Genomic DNA, 19,414 nt, shown 5'->3' on the forward strand with positions numbered 1-19,414 from the left:
GCTGGAACTAGTGCATTTCAAGCAAAGCAAAAGCCGATTTGGTACGGGTCACGCACCAAACCGACCTCTCACGTTTTCAAATTATATCAAGCCCAGGGACGGGCGGAGGCGTTGGTCTTTTCGAAGTTGTCGATAGCGCCTGCATGCTCAAGCGTAAGCCCGATGTCATCGAGGCCGTTCAGCAGACAATGACGCTTGAAGGCATCGATCTCGAAATTGATCCGTCCGCCGTCCGGGCCGCTGATTTCCTGATTTTCCAGATCGACCGTCACGACTGCGTTGGAACCGCGCGAGGCATCGTCCAGCAGCTTTTCCAAATTTTCCGGGCTAACGACGATCGGCAGAATGCCGTTCTTGAAACAGTTATTGTAAAAAATGTCCGCAAAGCTGGTGGAAATCACGCAGCGAATACCGAAATCCAGAAGAGCCCACGGCGCATGCTCACGGGAGGAACCGCAGCCGAAATTGTCACCGGCAACGAGTATCTGAGCGTTCTGATAGGCTGGCTTGTTCAGCACGAAATCCGGGTTCGGCGAGCCGTCTTCAAGGTAACGCGACTCGGCAAAGAGACCTTTGCCAAGGCCGGTGCGCTTGATCGTCTTAAGGTAATCCTTGGGAATGATCATGTCCGTATCGATATTGACGACCGGCATGGGGGCGGCGACACCCGTCAGCTTGGTGAACTTATCCATCTCTCACTCCGATGTTTTGTAGAACGCCTTTTGGCCCTGTTTTTCAGGCCAATAATGCAAAAAGGCGCGCTTTTGAAGAGCAAAGCACGCCATTGCGGTACGCCGCGGATGATATCGCGTTAAAGCGTCGAATTTTTAAAGATCGATGATCGTGCCGCGACCGTCGTTCCACACGCGCATATTCTGGTCGCGACGCGTGTCGGTCTTTACGCGGATGGGAGCCGGTTTGAGGCGGGCAGAAAACATCTTGGCGATGCTGAGAACCGCAAGCGTTCCGACGAATGCAATCGTCAGAGATGCGGTGAAAAGCGCGGCCAGAGCCAGAACTGCGATGCTGGAGGCGGCGATGAAGAATGTACGAATGCCCTGCATGTTCCAAACCTTTCTGTCCAGACGAATGTGGGCCTTCTTCATGCGGCTTGCAAGAGGTTTCACATCGCCTATCGGCTTGCGAATGTCACAAAAGGTTGACACAAGTGCGGCATGGCCGAATTTTATTTGAAAGAGACTGTACGCCCGCGCCGTTCGCTCTTGTCCGTACCGGCAGTAAACCTGCGGGCGCTCGCGAAACTACACTCGCTGGAGTGTGACGGCGCTATTTTCGATCTGGAGGATTCGGTTGCGCCGGACAAGAAGGACGAGGCCCGCGCCAATCTCGTCTCCTTCTTTCAAGATACTCCAGTCACGGAGCGCGAATGTATCATCCGCATCAACCCCCTGTCCACGCCTGCGGGTCGTAAAGATATTGAAGCGGCGCTTACCTGCAAACCGGATGCCGTGCTGCTGCCCAAGGTGGAACAGCCTTCGGACATTCACGATGTCGCCGATCTTCTCGCCGAGGCTGACGCGCCGGAGACCACGAAAATCTGGGCGATGATCGAAACGCCACGCGGCATCCTGAATGTCGCGGCAATCGCGGAAGCCGCGCATACAAAAGGTGGGCGGCTGGGCGGCTTCGTGGTCGGCCTCAATGATTTGCGCAAGGAAACGCGCGTTCCCGCAAGACGTGGGCGAACCTACCTCGTCCCCTGGCTGATGCAGGTCGTGCTAGCTGCGCGCGCCTATAACCTCGACGTTATCGACAGCGTTTCGAATGATTTCCGGGATCTGGATGCCTTCGCTGAGGAATGCGAACAGGGCCGCGATATGGGCTTCGACGGAAAGATGCTGATCCATCCAGCCCAGATCGAAGCCGCAAATACCGCCTTTGCGCCGGATGAGGTGGCGCTCGCAGAAGCACGCGAAACAATCGCAGCTTTCGCAAAACCGGAATCTGTGGGATTGAACGTCATCAACTCCAATGGGCGGATGATCGAGCGGCTGCATGTCGCGCAAGCCGAACGGCTTGTCGCAATGGCCGATATCATCGCCGCGAGAAAGGCAAAGAAATTATGAAAGTCTACCGTTTCATTACCGGCCCCGACGACGCCAAGTTTTGTCACCGCGTTACCGAAGCCTTGAACAAGGGCTGGGAACTCGCAGGTTCCCCGAGCTACGCCTTCAACGCCGCAGCCGGCATCATGCACTGCGGCCAGGCGGTCACGAAGACGGTCGAAGGTAAGGAATACGATCCTGAGATGAAGTTGGGCGAGCAGTAACATCTGCTCGGTAATCATCCTCGGGCCTGACCCGAGGATGATTACCGATCTGCCGCAGCCTCGTCCGCACTTTCCTCGATCCGCTCCATATCATCATCCGATAGCCCGAAGTGATGACCGATTTCGTGGATGAGGACATGGGTGATGATATCGCCAAGCGTCTCTTCGTTCTCGGCCCAGTAATCCAGGATAGGGCGGCGGTAGAGGGTGATGCGGTTCACCATCTCGCCGGTTTCCATCGTGAAACGTTCCGAAATGCCGCGGCCTTCGAAGATGCCCAGCAAGTCGAATGGCGTTTCCAGCGCCATGTCTTCGAAGACGTCATCGGTCGGGAAATCTGCGATCTCGATGATAAGGTCTTTGGTCAGGGCGCGAAATTCTTCCGGCAGGTGGCCATATGCCTCGATGGCAAGCGATTCAAACGCTGAAATTGTCGGCGCGTGGCGATCCCGCCAATCGTCGGTCTTGTCTATGCGGGCCATTTCTGCTCCTTGTTGTGGGGCTGATATAAACCCTTGTGACAAAAAATTCGAGACCTGTTTGCCACAACGATGAAAATCAATGCGATTCCTTGTTTTACGGTTACTTTTACCGCCTTCCTGCGCTTGACAGAAAACCTCTCCTCGCGTATCCCGCACCCAAATTGATGGCGTATTGCGCCTTCCGTTTACTCCGCTTTTCATAAAGCGGTTCACCGGCAGAGTTTTCAAGAGGCATAGACCTCAAGAAATTTCTGCTACTCCGACTGATAAAAAGACGGCCAGACCGCATTTGCGGGCAGAGCCGGAACGAACATGAAAGGATAAAAAATGTTCGCAGTCATCAAGACCGGCGGTAAGCAGTACCGCGTTGCGGCCAACGACGTTCTGACCATCGAAAAGCTGGAAGCAGACGCAGGCGCAACTGTAGAATTCACCGAAGTTCTCGTGATCGGCGTTGGCGCTGACGCAACGTTCGGCGCGCCTTTCGTTGCAGGCGCAACGGTCAAGGCTGAAGTTGTTGAACACAATCGCGGCAAGAAGGTCATCGCCTTCAAGAAGCGTCGTCGTCAGAACTCCAAGCGTACGCGCGGCCATCGTCAGCATCACACTGTCGTCCGCATCACGGACATCGTTGCTGCCTAATCGGCGCGACACGGGAAACTAGGTTTAAAGGAGCAATCCAATGGCACACAAAAAAGCTGGCGGTTCTTCGCGTAACGGTCGCGATTCCAACTCCAAGCGCCTTGGCGTGAAGAAGTTCGGCGGCGAAGCCGTCATTCCAGGCAACATTATTCTTCGTCAGCGCGGCACGCAGTGGCATCCCGACGCCAATGTCGGCATGGGCAAAGACCATACGCTTTTTGCACTGACGGCAGGCAACGTGAATTTCCGTACGAAGGCTAATGGCCGCGTATACGTGTCCGTAGCACCGAAAGCGGAAGCCGCAGAATAAAGCCGGTAAGCGTCATATGCAGCCGGTGTCCCAATGACCCGGCTGAGACGTAACAGGTTCAGTCATAAAAAAGGGGAGTTGGGGCACCACCCAACTCCCCTTTTTCTTTAACTCCATGGAGGACTGAACCATGCAAGCTGAATTATTGAGGGTTGACCAATCACGGTCACCCGAAGAACGGATAAGACCTGAACGGTCAAGGAGCGATTGCCCCGTCCTTTTGTCGCAAAGATTGGTTTTGCGCAGACCCCACGACGAAGACATCGACGCCCTTGCCCATCTTGCCAACAACGCCAATGTCGCGACCATGGTGTCGCGCATGCCGCACCCTTACACGGCGAAAGACGCCGCGGATTTCGTGCGACGTGCAAAAGCAGGCGAGATCGGCAAGTGCGTCTATGCGATTACCCGCATGGACAATGGCGAGTTTATGGGTTGCTGCGGACTGGAGCCGCAGGAGGACGAAAAGACGCTCGAAATGGGCTATTGGCTGGGCGAACCCCATTGGAACAAGGGGTACACCACCGAAGCAGCGCACGCCCTGATCGACATGGCCTTCCGCACCCGCGAGATCGACCACATCGATGCCAGATGCCGTGTCACCAACATCGCCTCGCGGCGCGTCATACAAAAGTGCGGTTTCCAGCTTCAGGGTTCCGGCATGGTCGGATCGCTGGCGCTTGGCGGCATGGTTCCGGTCGAATGGTACAGGCTGGATCGCAAGACATGGGTATCATTGAGAAGCTGGGGGGATATGCGATGAGTACGGCGCAGTTGATACGCTCGCGCAGCGTCGAAACCAGCCCACCCCCCGGCCCGGTTCCCGGCCCCTGCCCGACGATTGAAACCAGCCGTCTGGTGCTGCGGCCCCAGCGTTTGGCGGATGCGGGCAGCATCGCGGAATCGCTCAGCGATTTCCAGGTGACCCGTATGCTGGCACGCGTTCCCGCACCCTATTACAGGCAGGATGCGCTGGAATGGCTGATCTTGCGCACTTCAGGCACGCTGCCCGATTGGGATTTCGCCATCACCACCGGCGATGACACCCTGATCGGTGTCGTCTCGGTAGAGCGCCGCCATGGCGAATGGCATCTCGGTTACTGGCTGAACCGCTTCTACTGGGGCAAGGGCTATATGACCGAGGCTGTCGCGGCGGTGGTCGAGCGCTTCTTCCGGCGTATGCCGGGGGAAACCCTGCATTCCGGCGTCTTTGCGGACAATCCGGCATCGCTTCGGGTTCAGCAGAAGCTTGGCTTCCACATCACCGGATGCCGTGAGACCTATGCGGTTGCCCGCTCGAGCATGGTCGCCCATATCGATACGGAGCTGAAGGCGGAAGACTTCGCTATCCCGCGACCGTAACCAGAGAAAACAAGACCGGTTTTGTCGCGAACCGGTCTTGTTGCAAGGTCGCTTGCCCATGATAATCTTTGACGTGCGGGACAAGCGCCTATATTCCAAGCGGCAGAACCTTTTTTGATGCAACGTGGCTTTGCCACAACTGCGAATGAGCTGACAGAACGGCAATCCGATGAAATTTCTCGATGAAGCAAAAGTCTATATCAAGTCCGGCGATGGTGGCGCAGGCGCCGTATCGTTCCGGCGCGAAAAATTCATCGAGTTCGGTGGCCCGGATGGCGGCGATGGTGGACGCGGCGGTGACGTGTGGGTCGAGGTCGTCAACGGCCTCAACACGCTGATCGACTTCCGCTTCCAGCAGCATTTCAAGGCCTCTATCGGCCAGCACGGCATGGGCAAGACCCGCACGGGTGCGAAAGGCTCGGATGTGGTGTTGAGGGTGCCTGTCGGCACGCAGATTTTCGAAGAAGACAATGAGACGCTGATCGTCGACCTGACCAAGGAAGGCCAGCGTTTCCGCATTGCCACCGGGGGCAATGGCGGCTTCGGCAATGCCTATTTCAAGTCCTCGACGAACCAGGCTCCTACGCACGCCAACCCCGGCCTGGCAGGAGAAGAAAAAACGATCTGGCTTCGGCTGAAGCTGATTGCCGATGCCGGCCTCGTCGGTCTGCCAAATGCAGGAAAGTCTACATTCCTTGCGACGGTAACGCGCGCGCGCCCGAAGATCGCCAACTATCCCTTCACCACGCTTCACCCGAACCTTGGTGTCGCCACCATCGACGGGCGCGAATTCATTCTGGCCGACATCCCCGGCCTGATCGAAGGCGCACATGAAGGCGTCGGCATCGGCGACCGTTTCCTCGGTCACGTCGAGCGCACCCGTGTTCTGCTGCACCTTGTCTCGGCACAGGAAGAAAATGTCGGCAAGGCCTACAAGACCGTCAAGAAAGAGCTTGATGCCTATGGCGGTGGGCTGACGGACAAGCCGGAAATCGTGGCTCTCTCGCAGATCGATGTTCTGGATGAGAAGGAGCTGAAGAAGAAGGCCAAGGAGCTGGAAAAAGCCTGCGGTCGTCCTCCTCTTCTTCTGTCTGCGGCAGCGCATATAGGCATGCTTGAGACGCTTCGTGAGCTTCGCGATATCATCGTTTCTGCAAGCAGAGGCGGCGATACAGCCATGCCAGATCGTTCCATGCCTGTTGAGGAGGAGCTTGAGGACGGAGATGACCGTCTATGAGCGAAACCTCCGCATCGGCGCGAAAGCCGCTAGGCAGTCACCATCGCATCGTCATCAAGATCGGTTCTTCGCTTCTGGTTGATCGAAAGACCGGGCTGAAGAAAGATTGGCTCGATGCCATCTGCGATGACATTGCAGAACTGAAGAAGAATGGCGCGGACGTCCAGGTCGTCTCCTCTGGCGCCATCGCGCTTGGCCGCACGGTCCTCGATCTGCCCTCCGGCGCCTTGAAGCTTGAAGAGAGCCAGGCGGCGGCGGCCGTTGGCCAGATTGCGCTTGCGCGCGCCTGGTCGGAAAGCCTGTCCAAGCACGACATTGTCGCAGGTCAGATCCTACTGACGCTTTCGGACACGGAAGAACGCCGCCGCTACCTCAATGCCCGTGCGACGATCAACCAATTGCTGAAGATAGGCGCGACGCCAATCATCAATGAGAACGATACTGTCGCCACCACGGAAATTCGCTACGGCGACAACGATCGTCTGGCGGCGCGTGTCGCGACGATGACGGGTGCTGATCTCTTGATCCTGCTGTCGGATATTGACGGTCTCTACACTGCCCCTCCGCATCTCGATCCGGGAGCAAAATTTCTGGAGACGATTGCCGAAATCACGCCTGACATCGAAGCTATGGCGGGCGGGGCGGCATCGGAACTGTCGCGCGGCGGCATGCGCACCAAGATCGATGCGGGCAAGATTGCTACGGCTGCGGGTTGCGGCATGATCATCGCATCCGGCAAGACGCTGAACCCGTTGAAGGCCATCGAAAACGGTGCACGTTCCTCTTGGTTCGCGCCTTCGGGAACGCCTGTCACGGCGCGCAAGACATGGATTGCCGGGCAGCTTCAGCCTGCAGGCGAGCTGCATGTGGATGCGGGTGCAGAAAAGGCGCTTTATCAGGGCAAGAGCTTGCTGCCAGCCGGTGTTCGGCTGGTGAAGGGCAATTTCGGTCGTGGCGATGCGGTCGCCATCATAGGCTCTGAAGGCCGTGAGATTGCGCGTGGGCTTGCCGGTTACGATGCCGACGAGGCGCGCCAGATCAATGGCCACAAGTCCAATGAGATAGAGGCGATCCTTGGCTATGTCGGCCGTGCCGCGATGATCCATCGCGACGACCTGGTGATGACGGGCACATCCGTCAAAGTGAAAAATGAGAAGAAGGACGAAGTCGATGCCTGAACAGGCCGTAAAGCAGAGCCAGAATATTGATGCGCTGATGATGGACATCGGCGCTCAGGCGAAAGCTGCTTCGCGACCGTTGTCAATCGCTTCTGCCGACCAGAAGAACCGAGCTCTGCTCGCAATGGCTTCCGCTATTGATGCTTCGGTCGATAAGATATTGGAGGCAAACGTCAAGGATGTCGACGCTGCGGAAAAGGCAGGGATTACCGGCTCCTTTATAGACCGCCTCAAACTCGACCCCTCACGGATTGCTGCTATGTCTGCTGGCATTCGCGCCATCGCAGCGCTTGCCGATCCTGTCGGCGAAGTCATGTCCGCCTGGGATCGCCCCAATGGCCTGAAGATCGAACGCGTCCGCACGCCGCTTGGCGTGATTGGCGTGATCTATGAAAGCCGCCCGAATGTGACGGCTGACGCAGGCGCTCTTTGCCTTAAGGCTGGCAACGCCGTCATTTTGCGTGGCGGCTCGGATTCGCAATATTCATCGCGCGCTATCCATACATGTTTGTTAGAAGGTCTGAAGATTGCCGGTCTTCCAGAGCATGCGATCCAACTCGTTCCGGTGACAGACCGTGCTGCCGTCGGTGCCTTGCTCGGCGGCCTTGGCGGGACGGTGGATGTGATCGTTCCCCGTGGCGGCAAGAGCCTCGTCGCACGTGTGCAGTCCGAAGCCCGCGTGCCGGTTTTCGCGCATCTGGAAGGTATCTGCCACATCTATATCGATAAATCCGCCGATCTGGAGATGGCGAAGAAAATCGTGCTGAACGCCAAGATGCGCCGCACCGGCATTTGCGGATCTGCCGAAACGCTGCTGGTTGATACAGCTGTGGCCTCAACGCATCTTGAGCCACTGGTGAAGACCTTGCTTGAAGCAGGATGCGAAGTGCGCGGCTCCGCACAGGTCCAGAGAGCAATCGCAGGCGTTAAAGCCGCGACCGAGGAAGACTGGCGTACCGAATACCTCGACGCGATCATTTCTGTCACCCTCGTGGACGGTATCTCCGGCGCAATCGAACATATCGGCACCTACTCCTCAAACCACACCGAAGCGGTGGTGGCCGAGGAGCCGGAAGTCGTTGCGCGCTTCTTCAACGAGATCGATTCCGCCATCCTTCTGCACAACGCCTCGACACAATTTGCCGATGGCGGCGAGTTCGGCATGGGTGGAGAAATCGGCATCGCTACCGGCAAGATGCATGCACGCGGACCTGTCGGCGTCGAGCAGCTGACATCCTTCAAGTACCGGGTGCATGGCACCGGCCAGACGCGGACCTGATATTTGGCCGCTGAAATAGCTCCAGACCAGCGCTACCTTACCATGCCGCACACAGAGCGCGGCATGGTTGTTGGCCTTTTCGGCGGCTCGTTCAACCCGCCGCATGCAGGCCATGCGCTGGTAGCGGAGATCGCGCTGCGGCGTCTTGGCCTCGATCAGCTCTGGTGGATGGTCACGCCGGGTAATCCCTTGAAGAGCAAGGCGGAACTTGCACCTCTTGCAGAACGGATTGCGGCCTGCGAACATTTTGTGACGGACCCACGCATCAAGATCACCGCCTTCGAGCAGAAGCTCGGCATGAGCTACACCGCCGATACACTGGCAAAGGTCAAGGCGTTGAACCCGCATGTGCGCTTCATCTGGGTTATGGGCGCGGATAATTTGCGAACCTTCCACCACTGGCAGAAGTGGCGCGAGATTGCGCAGACTTTCCCGATCGCGGTGATCGACCGGCCGGGCGCGACACTCGCCTACCTCTCATCCACCATGGCGCATGCCTTCAGCCATGCCCGTGTGGATGAGGACGACGCCGGTGTGCTTTGGAAGAAGAACGCGCCCGCCTGGGTCTTCATTCACGGGCCGCGCTCAACCCTTAGCTCGACTGCCCTTCGCAATGGTGGCAAGTAGTTGGTGCCGAACGGTCAAGAAACGAACCCTTGTATGGTGCGTATAGTCATCCGCCCACATCTTGAAAATTTAAGACATTGATGCCACCTTTATTGTGTGTCGTTGACGAATCGACACCCAGTATCTGTTTTGTCATTTCGGAAAGGAAAACCTCTGACAACAGTACACACCAAGGGAAGAGCTTTCAGCGCTGTCCCGAAGGGCCAGGAGAGCGGCGTCGATGCCGCCCGCCGTGCTCTTGAAACCGTTCTCGCGAGTGTCGAGGACTCTAAGGCAGAAGATATCGTTTCCTTGAACATAGCCGGGAAGTCGGCGCTGGCAGACTACATGGTAGTCGTGTCCGGGCGATCGAGCAGGCATGTCACGGCGATCTGCGAACATCTCATTACCGATATGAAGGATGAGGGTTTCGGCGGTCCTCGTGTTGAAGGCCTTGAGGCTGGAGACTGGGTGCTCATCGACGCAGGCGATGTCATTATCCACGTGTTTCGTCCAGAAATCCGCGAGTTCTACAACATCGAAAAGATGTGGGCTCCTGACGTTGAGGAAGAAACGCTGCATTGATGCGGGGTTCAGGCCGGGTGAAAAATCCGGCCGCATAGGAATCCGTCTCCGGCTCTGTTATGAGCGCAACCGGATAAGGTTGCGGACAGGCGGATTTGTGAATGCGGATTTCGATTTTTGCGGTGGGACGACTTAAATCCGGCCCTGAGAAAGAGCTTGCGTCTCGCTATCTCGATCGTTTTGCAAAGGCCGGTCCGGCCATCGGGCTGGAATTCGCCAAGATGATCGAGATACAGGAAAGTCGTGCGTCCAACGCCGATACCCGCAAGCGCGAAGAGGCTGCCATGCTGGAGAAGCATCTGGCAGATGGTGCTACACTGATTCTTCTCGATGAGCGCGGCAAGGCGCTCGATAGCCCTGCCTTCGCTGACCTCTTCGGCAACATGCGGGATAATGGCAAGCGCGACGTGGTAATCGCAATCGGCGGCGCGGATGGTCTTGATCCCGCGCTTTATGAAAAAGCGACCGCCACCCTCTGCCTTGGCAAACTGACGTGGCCGCACCAACTCGTGCGTATCCTGATCGCCGAGCAGCTATATCGCGCTGTGACCATTCTCTCCGGCCATCCATATCACCGGGTTTAGTCGAGCGCCCGCCCCGTTTTTGTCGCAAACACAGTCTTGTGTTGCTCGACATCGAGTCTCTATTGGCGCGAAGCGGCGAAGCAGCGTATGGTCGCCAATCTTTTCAGGTTTGAAGAACATCTCATGAAACAAGCGTGCGGCACATTACGGCATGCGCTCCTTGCGGGCGTGGCCCTCGTCGTGTGTTTTGGCGCGGTCTCCTTCCAACTGGCCATGGCGCAGGAGGACGCGCCGCCGCCTGCCTCTGCGGGTGTGGAACAGCCTTCGGCACCCGATGAGTTGCAGGAACTCGAAAAGCGCCGCGACCAAAACCGGCAGGATTTGCAGGAGCTCGTCGACAGCATCGGTCTTTCTGAGGACAAGGCACGCCAGATGGAAGAGAGCGTCGCCGCTCTCAGTCAGGATACGGCGCGCATCAAGGACGAGCTGATCGCTTCTGCCCAGCGCCGCAAGGATCTGGAGGCAAAGATCAGTGACGGTGAGGATCGTCTTGCCAAGCTCAGCGTCCGTGATGATGAGGTCAAGGCGTCGCTGCGCGAACGACGGGGCGTATTGGCAGAAGTGTTGGCCGCCTTGCAGCGTATGGGCCGTAATCCGCCGCCAGCCCTGCTGGTATCACCGGAAGATGCGCTTGCTTCCGTGCGAAGCGCCATTCTGCTCGGTGCCGTCGTTCCCGGCATTCGTGCCGAGACGGACAAGCTGGTCGCTGCTCTCAAAGAATTGACCGATTTGCGTCAAGCCATTGCTGGTGAGCGTGAACAGTTGACCGGCATGATGACGGCAAGCCTCGAAGAGGAAAAGCGGCTCGATCTGCTGCGGGCGGAAAACGAAAAGAAAAGCAATCAGACGACGGCGGAGCTGGAGGCAGAACGCAAGCGATCTGAAGAGCTTGCGAGCCAGGCGACAAGCTTGGAAGGCCTCGTATCCTCGCTTGAAAACGAGATTTCCTCGGTGCGTGACGCCAAGGAAAAAGCACGTCTTGAAGAGGAGCGGATTGCCCGTCTTCCCGATGCCGAAAGGGACAAGTTGCAGGCCCAGACCGAGGCAGGAATGCCCGATAAAAACCGCATTGCGCCCGCATATCCATTTTCGAGTCTGAAGGGCAAATTAGCCATGCCGGTCTCTGGAGAAGTGCTGCGACGCTATGGCGATCCCGATGGAACCGGGCATACCTCCAGAGGTATCGTGGTTGCAAGCGGACCAGAAGCGCTGGTGACTGCGCCTGCCGACGGTTTTGTCGTTTTTGCAGGAGAGTTTCGCAGTTATGGCCGTATGATTATTCTCAATGCGGGTGACGGATATCATCTCGTACTGACAGGAATGGACAATGTGAGAACGAGACAGGGTATGTTTGTTTTCTCGGGAGAACCCATTGCCTCCATGGGCGCAAAAAGAGTGGCGAGTGCAGCTGCTTTGGCGCTGGAAACTGACAGGCCAACACTCTACATTGAATTTAGAAAAGACGGAGTGCCGGTTGATTCCCAACCGTGGTGGACCGCAAAAAATACCGGAAGGGCGCGCAATGATTCGTAAGGCTTCACTTCTTCTCATCGGCGGACTCATGGGCGCCACAGCGATGAGCGTTGTCTACTCGGCTGTTATCCCGGCGCAGGCCGCCGGTCCTTCGACCTACAAGGAACTGTCGGTTTTTGGTGACGTCTTCGAACGTGTTCGCGCGCAGTACGTGACGCCGCCGGATGACAAGAAGCTTGTCGAAAACGCCATCAATGGCATGCTGAGCTCGCTCGACCCGCATTCCAGCTTCCTGAATGCCCAGGATGCCAACGACATGCGCTCTCAAACCAAGGGCGAATTCGGCGGTCTCGGCATCGAAGTGACCATGGAAAACGAACTGGTGAAAGTCATTTCGCCCATGGACGATACACCGGCTGCAAAGGCCGGTATTCTGGCAGGCGACTTCATTTCCGAGATCGATGGCCAGCCGGTTCGCGGCCTGAAACTGGAAGAAGCCGTCGAGAAGATGCGCGGCGCAGTTAAAACGCCGATTAAGCTGACCATCATTCGCGAAGGGGCCGACAAGCCGCTTGAAATCAGCGTCATGCGCGAAATCATCGCTGTCCGTGCGGTAAAGTCGCGCGTCGAAGGCGGTGACGTCGGTTATCTGCGCGTCATATCCTTTACCGAAAAGACATATGACGATCTCGAAAAGGCGATCAAGAAGATCAAGGAAGATGTCCCTGCCGACAAGCTGAAGGGCTATGTCCTCGACCTTCGCCTCAATCCGGGCGGCTTGCTCGATCAGGCCATCAACGTATCTGACGCTTTCCTTGAGCGGGGCGAAGTCGTTTCCACTCGTGGCCGTAACCCGGATGAAACCCGCCGCTTCAACGCAACGGCTGGCGATCTGACAGATGGCAAGCCGGTTATCGTGCTCGTTAACGGCGGTTCTGCTTCCGCGTCTGAAATCGTCGCGGGCGCGTTGCAGGATTTGCGTCGTGCTACCGTTGTCGGCACGCGCTCCTTCGGCAAGGGCTCCGTCCAGACGATCATTCCGCTCGGTGAGACCGGTGCGCTGCGTCTGACCACCGCGCTCTATTACACGCCATCCGGCAAGTCGATCCAGGGTACGGGCATCACGCCAGATATCAAGGTCGAACAGCCACTTCCGGAAGAACTTCAGGGCCGCGTCCGTTCGGAAGGTGAATCCAGCCTTCGTGGTCACATTCAGGGCCAGAGCGAGACGGAAGAAGGTTCGGGCTCTGCAGCTTACGTTCCTCCGGAAGCGAAGGACGATATCCAGCTGAACTACGCGCTGGATCTCCTGCACGGTACCAAAACCGATGCGTCTTTCCCGCCGAATCCTGAAAAGGCAGTCGTCAACAAGCAGTAAGAATGGAAAGCACCGGTCAGCCGGTGCTTTATTTCATCTGGCCGCTGTCATATCACGGATAGAACATTGTCGTCAGACCTGCGTAAACCGCTCATGGGTCGGAAACGTAAACAGAGCGCCGGATTGTTCCGGCGCTTTTCTGCGCTTTCGGTTCTCGCAGTCGTCGGTGCGGCGGGCATCGGCGGTCTTTCCGTTTATACGGCACTCTCACCCGGTAATCTGGAGAGAAACTCGACCGCGCCTGACGTGGCATTAAGTGGATTACCCGGATCTGGAGAACAGGGCACTTCAACTCCCGAAAATGCCGGTAAAAACGATCCTCTCGCTCTGCAAAGCGGGCGCTCTGGCGGGAATGTTCAGAGAAACATCATGTCAGACGGAAACGTGGTTTCGGTGTTTTCGCCGAAGGATCGCGCCGCCGATGGTCCCGTATTGATGTCAGGCCAGACTTATGGGCAGGATCCGCGTGTCGCCATGCGGCCTAACGATGAACTTCTGGAAGACAGCGCTTTTGGCAAGCTTCCGGTTGCCAGCGCCGATGGCCTGCGTCCAATGGAGCAATATGCCCGGCCTTGGTCCGGCGCGCGTGGCACCCGCATTGCTATCATTGTTGGCGGTCTAGGTCTCAGCCAGACAGGCACGCAGAAGGCACTCCGTGATCTTCCTCCTGAAGTGACGCTTGGCTTTGCCGCCAGTGGCAATAGCTTGCAACGCTGGATGCAGGAGGGAAGACGCGAGGGGCACGAAATCCTGCTTCAAATTCCTCTCGAACCGTTTGGCTATCCTGGCACAAACCCTGGGCCTGATACGCTGCTGGTCTCCGATCCTGCCAAGCTCAATCTTGAGCGCCTGCATCGTTCCATGGCAAAAATCACCAACTATACCGGCGTCATGAACTATCTGGGCGCGCGTTTCATGGCGGATGACAAGGCTCTGGAGCCGGTGATGCGCGATATCGGCCAGCGTGGCCTGCTGTTTCTCGACGACGGGTCGTCATCCCAGTCGAGAACCGCAACAGTCGCCAAAGCCGTTTCCGCCCCGACTGGCTTTGCAGACCTGCAACTGGACGATCAGGTCAATGAGACCGCGATCTTGCGAAAACTGGACGATCTGGAGCGGATTGCGCGTCGCAACGGCTCTGCAATAGGCGTCGCTTCTGCTTTCGATGAGAGTGTTGCGGCAATTTCCAAATGGACGGTAGAAGCGGCGGCGCGGGGAATAGAGATCGTCGGCGTTTCGGCGCTTGTTTCACAGGCGGACGGGCAGTAAACCTCTCTGCAACCTCAACATTCGGATTTTGACGATGACGATCAAAGCAGAAGACCTGCCTTACCGCCCGTGTGCAGGCATCATGGTGCTGAATGCACAGGGGCTCGTCTGGGCTGGGAGGCGCATTTCTCAAGGCAATTCCGAATTCGACGGTTCTCCGCAGCTGTGGCAAATGCCGCAAGGCGGTATCGATGAGGGCGAAAAGCCTCTCACTGCCGCCATCCGCGAGCTTTACGAAGAAACCGGTATGAAGACGGTGACGCTTCTTGCGGAAGCGAGCGACTGGATTCATTACGACCTACCGCCGCAACTGATCGGCATCGGGCTTCGCGGCAAATATCGCGGGCAGGCCCAGCGCTGGTTCGCCTTCCGCTTCGATGGTGATGAGAGCGAAATCCAGATCAATCCGCAACCGGGCAGCCACGAGCCCGAATTTGACGCATGGGGCTGGAAGTCAATGGAAAGCCTGCCTGAGCTGATCGTCCCGTTCAAGCGGGCTGTCTATGAGCAGGTCGTCGCGGAATTTCGGCATCTCGTAAAATAGGACACGGATTTTCGGAATTTAGAGGTGCGGACGAGAATGCTGGTCTTCAAACTCACTTGCCAGCATTCTCAGGTGCTACCGAAATAGAATGGACTGTTAACTGCTCCGTTCCTTCACCGATATTTTCGTCCTTCGACAAGAGCGGCTCGTACCTCCGGTCCGTCAACGTCTTCAGAAAAGCGACGATGGCATCTACGCGCTTGTCATCCAGTGCCGGAGCCGACGTCAATTCCGTCATGGCGATATTCTCAGGGACTTCCGGTGCATCCCACGCCTTCCCTGTTTCCGGGTTGATTTGACGGCTCGGTTTCTTGCTTTTGTACTTCACATAGAAAAGCACGACCGTCCGCAGATCCTTGAATACACCGTTATGCATATACGGCCCGGTGACGGCAATGTTGCGCAACGATGGTACCTTGAATTTCCCCCGTTGAGCCGGATCGCCACTCACCGCAGGATTTTGCGCCAAGCCGAGATCGACGGCATCCGGTTTCGAGCCATTGACGGTTCGTACATCCCGATTGGCCGGGACGCCTATATTGAAATATTTATGGTTGGTGAAAACGCCATCGGACAGGCCGTGCGTTCCTTGAATGGTGTGGCAGGTGTTGCAGTTGGTGAACTGGGAGGAAGACATCAGCACGCGCCCAAGCTCTTCCTGATCCGTAAGCTTTTCCTCGCCGCGCAGGAAGCGATCATATTTCGAATCAAAGGTCGAAAGCGCGTCTGAACGCTCGAAAGCCGCCAGCGCCTTGCCCATGGCAGCAAACGCGGTCTCGTCGTTCTGAAAGACATCTGCACCGAATTGCGTACCGAAAGCGCTCGCATAATCCGGATTTTCCTTCAGCCGCTTCACCACGCTTGCCTTGTCCGACATCCCCATTTCAGCGGGGTTAAGCGGCGGCCCTCCAGCCTGATCTTCAAGTGTCGAAGCACGACCGTCCCAAAACTGACCGCCGACATATTCTCCCAGTTCATTCTTCCCGAAGGGAGGGGAAAATTTGGCGTATGCGGTCGTCGGGGCGTTGCGGTCCCCAAGCGAGGTTCCGTCATCGCCTAGAGAGACGGCGTGACCGATCTTTTCCGACTCGCGGATATCGGTGAAACCATTTGCCTGTGTGTGACATGTGGAGCAGGCCATCGTTCTGTTCATCGAGAAATTGGTATCGTGGAACAATGCCTCCCCTAGCTTTTCGAGTGTCAGGTAATTCGCACCGCTATGGGCAACACTACCGCCGCGAAAGGCGGACAGAAGCAGAAGCATAGAGAACGCAGCAAAAGTGAGAAGAAAATACCTGACCATGTCAGAGACGCCGGAAAGTGGAACCGGCACGCTCTATAACATCTTCCTGCAGCAAAGCACAGAAACTTTCTTGCCGCGCTCCACTTTGCGGCAAGGCGTTTGTTTCGCCTCAAATCTCGAAGTAATTTTCGAAGGATTCCGGGAAGCTTTGGCGCGCTATGCGCTCATCGATGATCAGCATCGCTTCATATGAAAGCGGATCGAAATTCTTCTCAGCAGCCAATACCTCGCGCCCGAACAACAGATTGAGGCGAGCGGCATCCAGATTGCCTCGCTCAAAAGGCTCCGCGCCGAAATGATGCCAGAGTGCGTGCAGGAAGGCAGCGTCTACCTTATGCTCTGGCGTGCCAGGGCGGGCTTTGCGGGGCAGTTGCTTTATCGGGGTGACGCCGCGCGGGTTGGCGCGGCGGATGGTGAATTGAATACCCGTGCCCGGCATGCCAGATGGAAAGCCACGGTGTTTCGTCATGTCGGGCAGGTTTGCCATTCGTCTATCCTTCAGCTCTTGCCGATTTTGTCCTGCGTCTTCGTCTCGAAGTCGGACGCGTCATGACGTTCATGTAGCTGTTCCGAAGGATCACCGGAAGCCTTGTTGACCATACGTCCACGCTTGACGGCAGGACGTTCGGCAATTTCATCGGCCCAACGCTTCACATTTTTGTAGCTGGCAGCATCCAGGAACACTTCCGCATTCGGATAGGACTGGCCGCGCGCAAGGTTTCCGTACCAAGGCCAGATGGCGATATCAGCGATGGAATATTCATCACCAGCCATATAGCGATTATTCGCCAGATGGCGATCCAGCACGTCGAGCTGACGCTTTGATTCCATGGCAAAACGGTCGATGGCGTATTTGATGTGGATCGGCGCATAGGCATAAAAATGACCAAAACCGCCGCCGAGGAAGGGGGCGGACCCCATCTGCCAGAACAGCCAGTTCAGGGCTTCCGTCCGGCCCTTATGATCCTTTGGCAGGAAAGCGCCAAACTTCTCTGCAAGATAGAGCAGGATTGCGCCACTTTCGAAGACGCGGGTCGGCTCCGGTGTAGAGTGGTCGAACAATGCGGGTATCTTCGAGTTCGGATTTGCCTCGACGAAGCCAGAGCCAAACTGGTCACCATCACCGATCTTGATCAGCCATGCATCATATTCTGCGCCGGAATGACCCGCAGCCAGAAGCTCTTCCAAGAGAATGCCTACCTTCTGACCGTTTGGTGTCGCCAACGAATAAAGCTGAAGCGGATGCTTGCCAACCGGCAGTTCCTTCTCATGGGTGGAACCTGCAATGGGACGGTTGATATTGGCGAAGGCACCGCCATTGCCCTTGTCCCACTGCCAGACCTCAGGCGGCTGGTAGCCAGCGGGGAAGTTGTTTTCGGGAGACTTGTCGGCCATGAAAATCCGTCCTTGTTTCAGGTGGGTTCGGTGTCCCGGCAATATAGGAAGGTCGAACCGTTTCCTCCACTCCTACGGAACCAGAAACACGACAACTTGGCAACGAAGCAACTAACCCTTTGCGATTGCGTGGAAAAATGTACCGGAAACGTGATCTCGGCGTCCGCCCGATGGACCTAGCGGCCGGCCTTGGCCATCGGCAATTTCGGCAAAGGGTAAATCATCGCCGGGTTCGATAACGCGAGCATAATGGAACTCATGGCCGCGAAGAACATCACCGGCTTTGCCCAGCGGGCCATCGGCAGCAATTTTCGCCTGACGATAACCAAGATTCATCTTGCGCTTGGCAAAGCTGGTTGCGTGCGAAAGCAGCCCTGTCATGGGGTGCGTCACACCTTCGGCATCTTCCAGCGCTGTGCCCAGCACCATGTATCCACCGCATTCGCCGTGAACCGGTTTACTCAGGCCAAAGCGGGACAGTTCAGCCTTGAAGCGTACGGCTGAGGCCAACTGACCTGCATATAGCTCGGGATACCCACCCGGCAGCCAGCAAATGTCGCAGGACGGATCAGGGCCTTCATCAGCCAGTGGCGAGAAGGACACGATCTCAGCACCAGCCTCGCGCCACTGGCGCTTGAGATGCGGATAGAGGAAGGTAAAGGCCGCATCGTCTGCAAGCGCAATGCGCTGACCGGGTGGCGAGATGCCTGCATCGGGCGACGTCTCGGAGATAGTGATGGGCTTTGCTAAGGAAAGCAGAGCCTCGAGATCGATCGCCTGCTCCATCGTATCGGCAAGCCGCTCGATATGCGCGTCGAGTTCGGGATGCTCGCTGGCTTGCACTAGACCGAGATGCCGCTCCGGCAGAACCAACAATGGATTGCGCATCACACAACCTGCAACGGGAAGGCCGATCTTTTCGATGGCCTCGGTGCAGAGCGTGCGATGGCGCTCGCTGCCAGCACGGTTAAGGACGACGGCGGCCATCTTCACGGCGGGGTCGTAATGGGCAAAGCCATGGGCCATGGCGGCAGCGGTTTGGGATTGGCCGGAGACATCCAGCACCAGCAGAACGGGAATACCGAAAAGGCGGGAAAGATCGGCGGCCGAGCCGGTGCGATTGTCTGCAACGGAAATACCATCGAACAGGCCCATTGCGCTTTCGATCAACAGCAGTTCGGCACCATCGGCCTGCTGGGCGAGGAGATGGTGCAGCAAATCCGGCTGCATGGCCCAGCTGTCCAGATTGAGGCCGGGCGTGCCAGTGGCGAAAGCGTGAAAGCCCGGATCGATATAGTCCGGTCCCGTCTTGATGCCACGCACCTTCACGCCACGACGGGCAAAAGCGCGCAGAAGACCGATGGTGACGCTGGTCTTGCCGGAGCCGGAGCGCGGCGCGCCTATGATGATGGCTTTCGCAGTCATTGCAGAATTCTCGCTTCAAGGCATTTTCGACTTTGCTTGCGTCTGTTGTTTACCGATGACGGCCAGACCCGC

General features: G+C 57.1%; 23 protein-coding genes. 16 read left to right on the top strand and 7 right to left on the bottom strand.

What is annotated here, in order from left to right; translation table 11 throughout:
- Positions 1 to 86 precede the first annotated feature (86 nt).
- Positions 87 to 692, bottom strand: coding sequence for a 3-isopropylmalate dehydratase small subunit (gene leuD, locus G6L28_RS12445; protein WP_174064116.1), 606 nt, complete (start codon positions 690 to 692; stop codon positions 87 to 89).
- 135 nt (positions 693 to 827) lie between these two features.
- Positions 828 to 1,064 carry a hypothetical protein gene (locus G6L28_RS12450; protein ID WP_174064242.1) on the bottom strand — a complete coding sequence of 79 codons (237 nt, stop codon included), beginning with the start codon at positions 1,062 to 1,064 and terminating at the stop codon, positions 828 to 830.
- Positions 1,065 to 1,175: 111 nt separating this feature from the next.
- Between G6L28_RS12450 and G6L28_RS12455 the strand changes: the two genes are divergently transcribed.
- Entirely contained in the window at positions 1,176 to 2,087 is a 912-nt protein-coding gene (locus G6L28_RS12455; protein ID WP_174064118.1) for an HpcH/HpaI aldolase/citrate lyase family protein, read from the top strand.
- Positions 2,084 to 2,290 (top strand): DUF1737 domain-containing protein, encoded by a 207-nt coding sequence (locus G6L28_RS12460; RefSeq protein ID WP_027673569.1) that lies wholly within the window; start codon positions 2,084 to 2,086, stop codon positions 2,288 to 2,290. Before G6L28_RS12455 ends, G6L28_RS12460 begins: the two co-directional genes overlap by 4 nt.
- A 41-nt stretch (positions 2,291 to 2,331) precedes the next feature.
- Here the strand turns inward: G6L28_RS12460 and G6L28_RS12465 are convergent, their stop codons facing one another.
- A complete protein-coding gene (locus G6L28_RS12465) occupies positions 2,332 to 2,772 on the bottom strand; it encodes a metallopeptidase family protein (protein WP_174064119.1) in 441 nt (146 codons plus the stop codon).
- Positions 2,773 to 3,099: 327 nt separating this feature from the next.
- On the opposite strand from G6L28_RS12465, the gene rplU reads away from it, so the two are divergent.
- From rplU to G6L28_RS12535, 14 genes are all read left to right on the top strand, one after another.
- Positions 3,100 to 3,414, top strand: a complete 315-nt coding sequence (gene rplU, locus G6L28_RS12470) for a 50S ribosomal protein L21 (protein ID WP_174064121.1) — start codon at positions 3,100 to 3,102, stop codon at positions 3,412 to 3,414.
- A 40-nt stretch (positions 3,415 to 3,454) separates the two neighbouring features.
- Positions 3,455 to 3,724: a 50S ribosomal protein L27 gene (rpmA, locus tag G6L28_RS12475; protein WP_174064123.1), complete on the top strand. Its 270-nt coding sequence runs from the start codon at positions 3,455 to 3,457 to the stop codon at positions 3,722 to 3,724.
- A gap of 130 nt (positions 3,725 to 3,854) precedes the next feature.
- Complete coding sequence (locus G6L28_RS12480; RefSeq protein WP_174064124.1) at positions 3,855 to 4,487, top strand: GNAT family N-acetyltransferase; 633 nt, start codon at positions 3,855 to 3,857, stop codon at positions 4,485 to 4,487.
- Positions 4,484 to 5,086 (top strand): GNAT family N-acetyltransferase, encoded by a 603-nt coding sequence (locus G6L28_RS12485; RefSeq protein ID WP_174064243.1) that lies wholly within the window; start codon positions 4,484 to 4,486, stop codon positions 5,084 to 5,086. Before G6L28_RS12480 ends, G6L28_RS12485 begins: the two co-directional genes overlap by 4 nt.
- Positions 5,087 to 5,255: 169 nt before the next feature.
- Positions 5,256 to 6,323 carry a GTPase ObgE gene (obgE, locus tag G6L28_RS12490; protein ID WP_174064125.1) on the top strand — a complete coding sequence of 356 codons (1,068 nt, stop codon included), beginning with the start codon at positions 5,256 to 5,258 and terminating at the stop codon, positions 6,321 to 6,323.
- The gene (proB, locus tag G6L28_RS12495; protein ID WP_174064126.1) at positions 6,320 to 7,501 is read left to right on the top strand and encodes a glutamate 5-kinase; all 1,182 of its coding nucleotides are present in this window, start codon (positions 6,320 to 6,322) and stop codon (positions 7,499 to 7,501) included. Before obgE ends, proB begins: the two co-directional genes overlap by 4 nt.
- Entirely contained in the window at positions 7,494 to 8,780 is a 1,287-nt protein-coding gene (locus G6L28_RS12500) for a glutamate-5-semialdehyde dehydrogenase (RefSeq protein ID WP_174064128.1), read from the top strand. Before proB ends, G6L28_RS12500 begins: the two co-directional genes overlap by 8 nt.
- A gap of 42 nt (positions 8,781 to 8,822) precedes the next feature.
- Positions 8,823 to 9,407, top strand: a complete 585-nt coding sequence (locus G6L28_RS12505; RefSeq protein ID WP_174064244.1) for a nicotinate-nucleotide adenylyltransferase — start codon at positions 8,823 to 8,825, stop codon at positions 9,405 to 9,407.
- 129 nt (positions 9,408 to 9,536) lie between these two features.
- Positions 9,537 to 9,971, top strand: a complete 435-nt coding sequence (gene rsfS, locus G6L28_RS12510; RefSeq protein ID WP_174064129.1) for a ribosome silencing factor — start codon at positions 9,537 to 9,539, stop codon at positions 9,969 to 9,971.
- 101 nt (positions 9,972 to 10,072) lie between these two features.
- Positions 10,073 to 10,555: a 23S rRNA (pseudouridine(1915)-N(3))-methyltransferase RlmH gene (gene rlmH / locus G6L28_RS12515; protein WP_174064131.1), complete on the top strand. Its 483-nt coding sequence runs from the start codon at positions 10,073 to 10,075 to the stop codon at positions 10,553 to 10,555.
- A gap of 123 nt (positions 10,556 to 10,678) precedes the next feature.
- On the top strand, positions 10,679 to 12,088 hold the full coding sequence (locus G6L28_RS12520) for a murein hydrolase activator EnvC family protein (protein WP_174064133.1): 1,410 nt from the start codon (positions 10,679 to 10,681) through the stop codon (positions 12,086 to 12,088).
- Positions 12,078 to 13,406, top strand: a complete 1,329-nt coding sequence (locus G6L28_RS12525) for a S41 family peptidase (RefSeq protein ID WP_174064135.1) — start codon at positions 12,078 to 12,080, stop codon at positions 13,404 to 13,406. The genes G6L28_RS12520 and G6L28_RS12525 overlap by 11 nt, the downstream gene beginning before the upstream one ends.
- Before the next feature lie 66 nt (positions 13,407 to 13,472).
- Positions 13,473 to 14,675, top strand: coding sequence for a divergent polysaccharide deacetylase family protein (locus G6L28_RS12530; RefSeq protein WP_174064137.1), 1,203 nt, complete (start codon positions 13,473 to 13,475; stop codon positions 14,673 to 14,675).
- A 34-nt stretch (positions 14,676 to 14,709) separates the two neighbouring features.
- The gene (locus G6L28_RS12535; RefSeq protein WP_174064139.1) at positions 14,710 to 15,219 is read left to right on the top strand and encodes an RNA pyrophosphohydrolase; all 510 of its coding nucleotides are present in this window, start codon (positions 14,710 to 14,712) and stop codon (positions 15,217 to 15,219) included.
- A 52-nt stretch (positions 15,220 to 15,271) separates the two neighbouring features.
- On the opposite strand, the gene G6L28_RS12540 is transcribed toward G6L28_RS12535, so the two are convergent.
- From G6L28_RS12540 to G6L28_RS12555, 4 genes are all read right to left on the bottom strand, one after another.
- Positions 15,272 to 16,483: a cytochrome-c peroxidase gene (locus G6L28_RS12540; RefSeq protein WP_234902558.1), complete on the bottom strand. Its 1,212-nt coding sequence runs from the start codon at positions 16,481 to 16,483 to the stop codon at positions 15,272 to 15,274.
- A 148-nt stretch (positions 16,484 to 16,631) separates the two neighbouring features.
- Positions 16,632 to 17,009, bottom strand: a complete 378-nt coding sequence (locus G6L28_RS12545; RefSeq protein WP_174064143.1) for a hypothetical protein — start codon at positions 17,007 to 17,009, stop codon at positions 16,632 to 16,634.
- Between the two features lie 11 nt (positions 17,010 to 17,020).
- Positions 17,021 to 17,917: a glutathione-dependent disulfide-bond oxidoreductase gene (gene yghU, locus G6L28_RS12550; protein ID WP_174064144.1), complete on the bottom strand. Its 897-nt coding sequence runs from the start codon at positions 17,915 to 17,917 to the stop codon at positions 17,021 to 17,023.
- A gap of 111 nt (positions 17,918 to 18,028) precedes the next feature.
- Complete coding sequence (locus tag G6L28_RS12555; RefSeq protein WP_174064145.1) at positions 18,029 to 19,342, bottom strand: cobyrinate a,c-diamide synthase; 1,314 nt, start codon at positions 19,340 to 19,342, stop codon at positions 18,029 to 18,031.
- Positions 19,343 to 19,414: the final 72 nt, after the last annotated feature.

It is taken from the genome of Agrobacterium larrymoorei (genome assembly GCF_013322225.1).
GTDB lineage: Bacteria > Pseudomonadota > Alphaproteobacteria > Rhizobiales > Rhizobiaceae > Agrobacterium > Agrobacterium larrymoorei_A.

What these genes read in the sequence shown, in the direction of transcription:
- leuD (WP_174064116.1), bottom strand. Translation starts at nt 692, where the DNA reads ATGGATAAGTTCACCAAGCTGACGGGTGTCGCCGCCCCCATGCCGGTC.
- G6L28_RS12450 (WP_174064242.1), bottom strand. Translation starts at nt 1,064, where the DNA reads ATGCAGGGCATTCGTACATTCTTCATCGCCGCCTCCAGCATCGCAGTT.
- G6L28_RS12455 (WP_174064118.1), top strand. Translation starts at nt 1,176, where the DNA reads ATGGCCGAATTTTATTTGAAAGAGACTGTACGCCCGCGCCGTTCGCTC.
- G6L28_RS12460 (WP_027673569.1), top strand. Translation starts at nt 2,084, where the DNA reads ATGAAAGTCTACCGTTTCATTACCGGCCCCGACGACGCCAAGTTTTGT.
- G6L28_RS12465 (WP_174064119.1), bottom strand. Translation starts at nt 2,772, where the DNA reads ATGGCCCGCATAGACAAGACCGACGATTGGCGGGATCGCCACGCGCCG.
- rplU (WP_174064121.1), top strand. Translation starts at nt 3,100, where the DNA reads ATGTTCGCAGTCATCAAGACCGGCGGTAAGCAGTACCGCGTTGCGGCC.
- rpmA (WP_174064123.1), top strand. Translation starts at nt 3,455, where the DNA reads ATGGCACACAAAAAAGCTGGCGGTTCTTCGCGTAACGGTCGCGATTCC.
- G6L28_RS12480 (WP_174064124.1), top strand. Translation starts at nt 3,855, where the DNA reads ATGCAAGCTGAATTATTGAGGGTTGACCAATCACGGTCACCCGAAGAA.
- G6L28_RS12485 (WP_174064243.1), top strand. Translation starts at nt 4,484, where the DNA reads ATGAGTACGGCGCAGTTGATACGCTCGCGCAGCGTCGAAACCAGCCCA.
- obgE (WP_174064125.1), top strand. Translation starts at nt 5,256, where the DNA reads ATGAAATTTCTCGATGAAGCAAAAGTCTATATCAAGTCCGGCGATGGT.
- proB (WP_174064126.1), top strand. Translation starts at nt 6,320, where the DNA reads ATGAGCGAAACCTCCGCATCGGCGCGAAAGCCGCTAGGCAGTCACCAT.
- G6L28_RS12500 (WP_174064128.1), top strand. Translation starts at nt 7,494, where the DNA reads ATGCCTGAACAGGCCGTAAAGCAGAGCCAGAATATTGATGCGCTGATG.
- G6L28_RS12505 (WP_174064244.1), top strand. Translation starts at nt 8,823, where the DNA reads ATGCCGCACACAGAGCGCGGCATGGTTGTTGGCCTTTTCGGCGGCTCG.
- rlmH (WP_174064131.1), top strand. Translation starts at nt 10,073, where the DNA reads ATGCGGATTTCGATTTTTGCGGTGGGACGACTTAAATCCGGCCCTGAG.
- G6L28_RS12520 (WP_174064133.1), top strand. Translation starts at nt 10,679, where the DNA reads ATGAAACAAGCGTGCGGCACATTACGGCATGCGCTCCTTGCGGGCGTG.
- G6L28_RS12525 (WP_174064135.1), top strand. Translation starts at nt 12,078, where the DNA reads ATGATTCGTAAGGCTTCACTTCTTCTCATCGGCGGACTCATGGGCGCC.
- G6L28_RS12535 (WP_174064139.1), top strand. Translation starts at nt 14,710, where the DNA reads ATGACGATCAAAGCAGAAGACCTGCCTTACCGCCCGTGTGCAGGCATC.
- G6L28_RS12540 (WP_234902558.1), bottom strand. Translation starts at nt 16,483, where the DNA reads ATGCTTCTGCTTCTGTCCGCCTTTCGCGGCGGTAGTGTTGCCCATAGC.
- G6L28_RS12545 (WP_174064143.1), bottom strand. Translation starts at nt 17,009, where the DNA reads ATGGCAAACCTGCCCGACATGACGAAACACCGTGGCTTTCCATCTGGC.
- yghU (WP_174064144.1), bottom strand. Translation starts at nt 17,917, where the DNA reads ATGGCCGACAAGTCTCCCGAAAACAACTTCCCCGCTGGCTACCAGCCG.
- G6L28_RS12555 (WP_174064145.1), bottom strand. Translation starts at nt 19,342, where the DNA reads ATGACTGCGAAAGCCATCATCATAGGCGCGCCGCGCTCCGGCTCCGGC.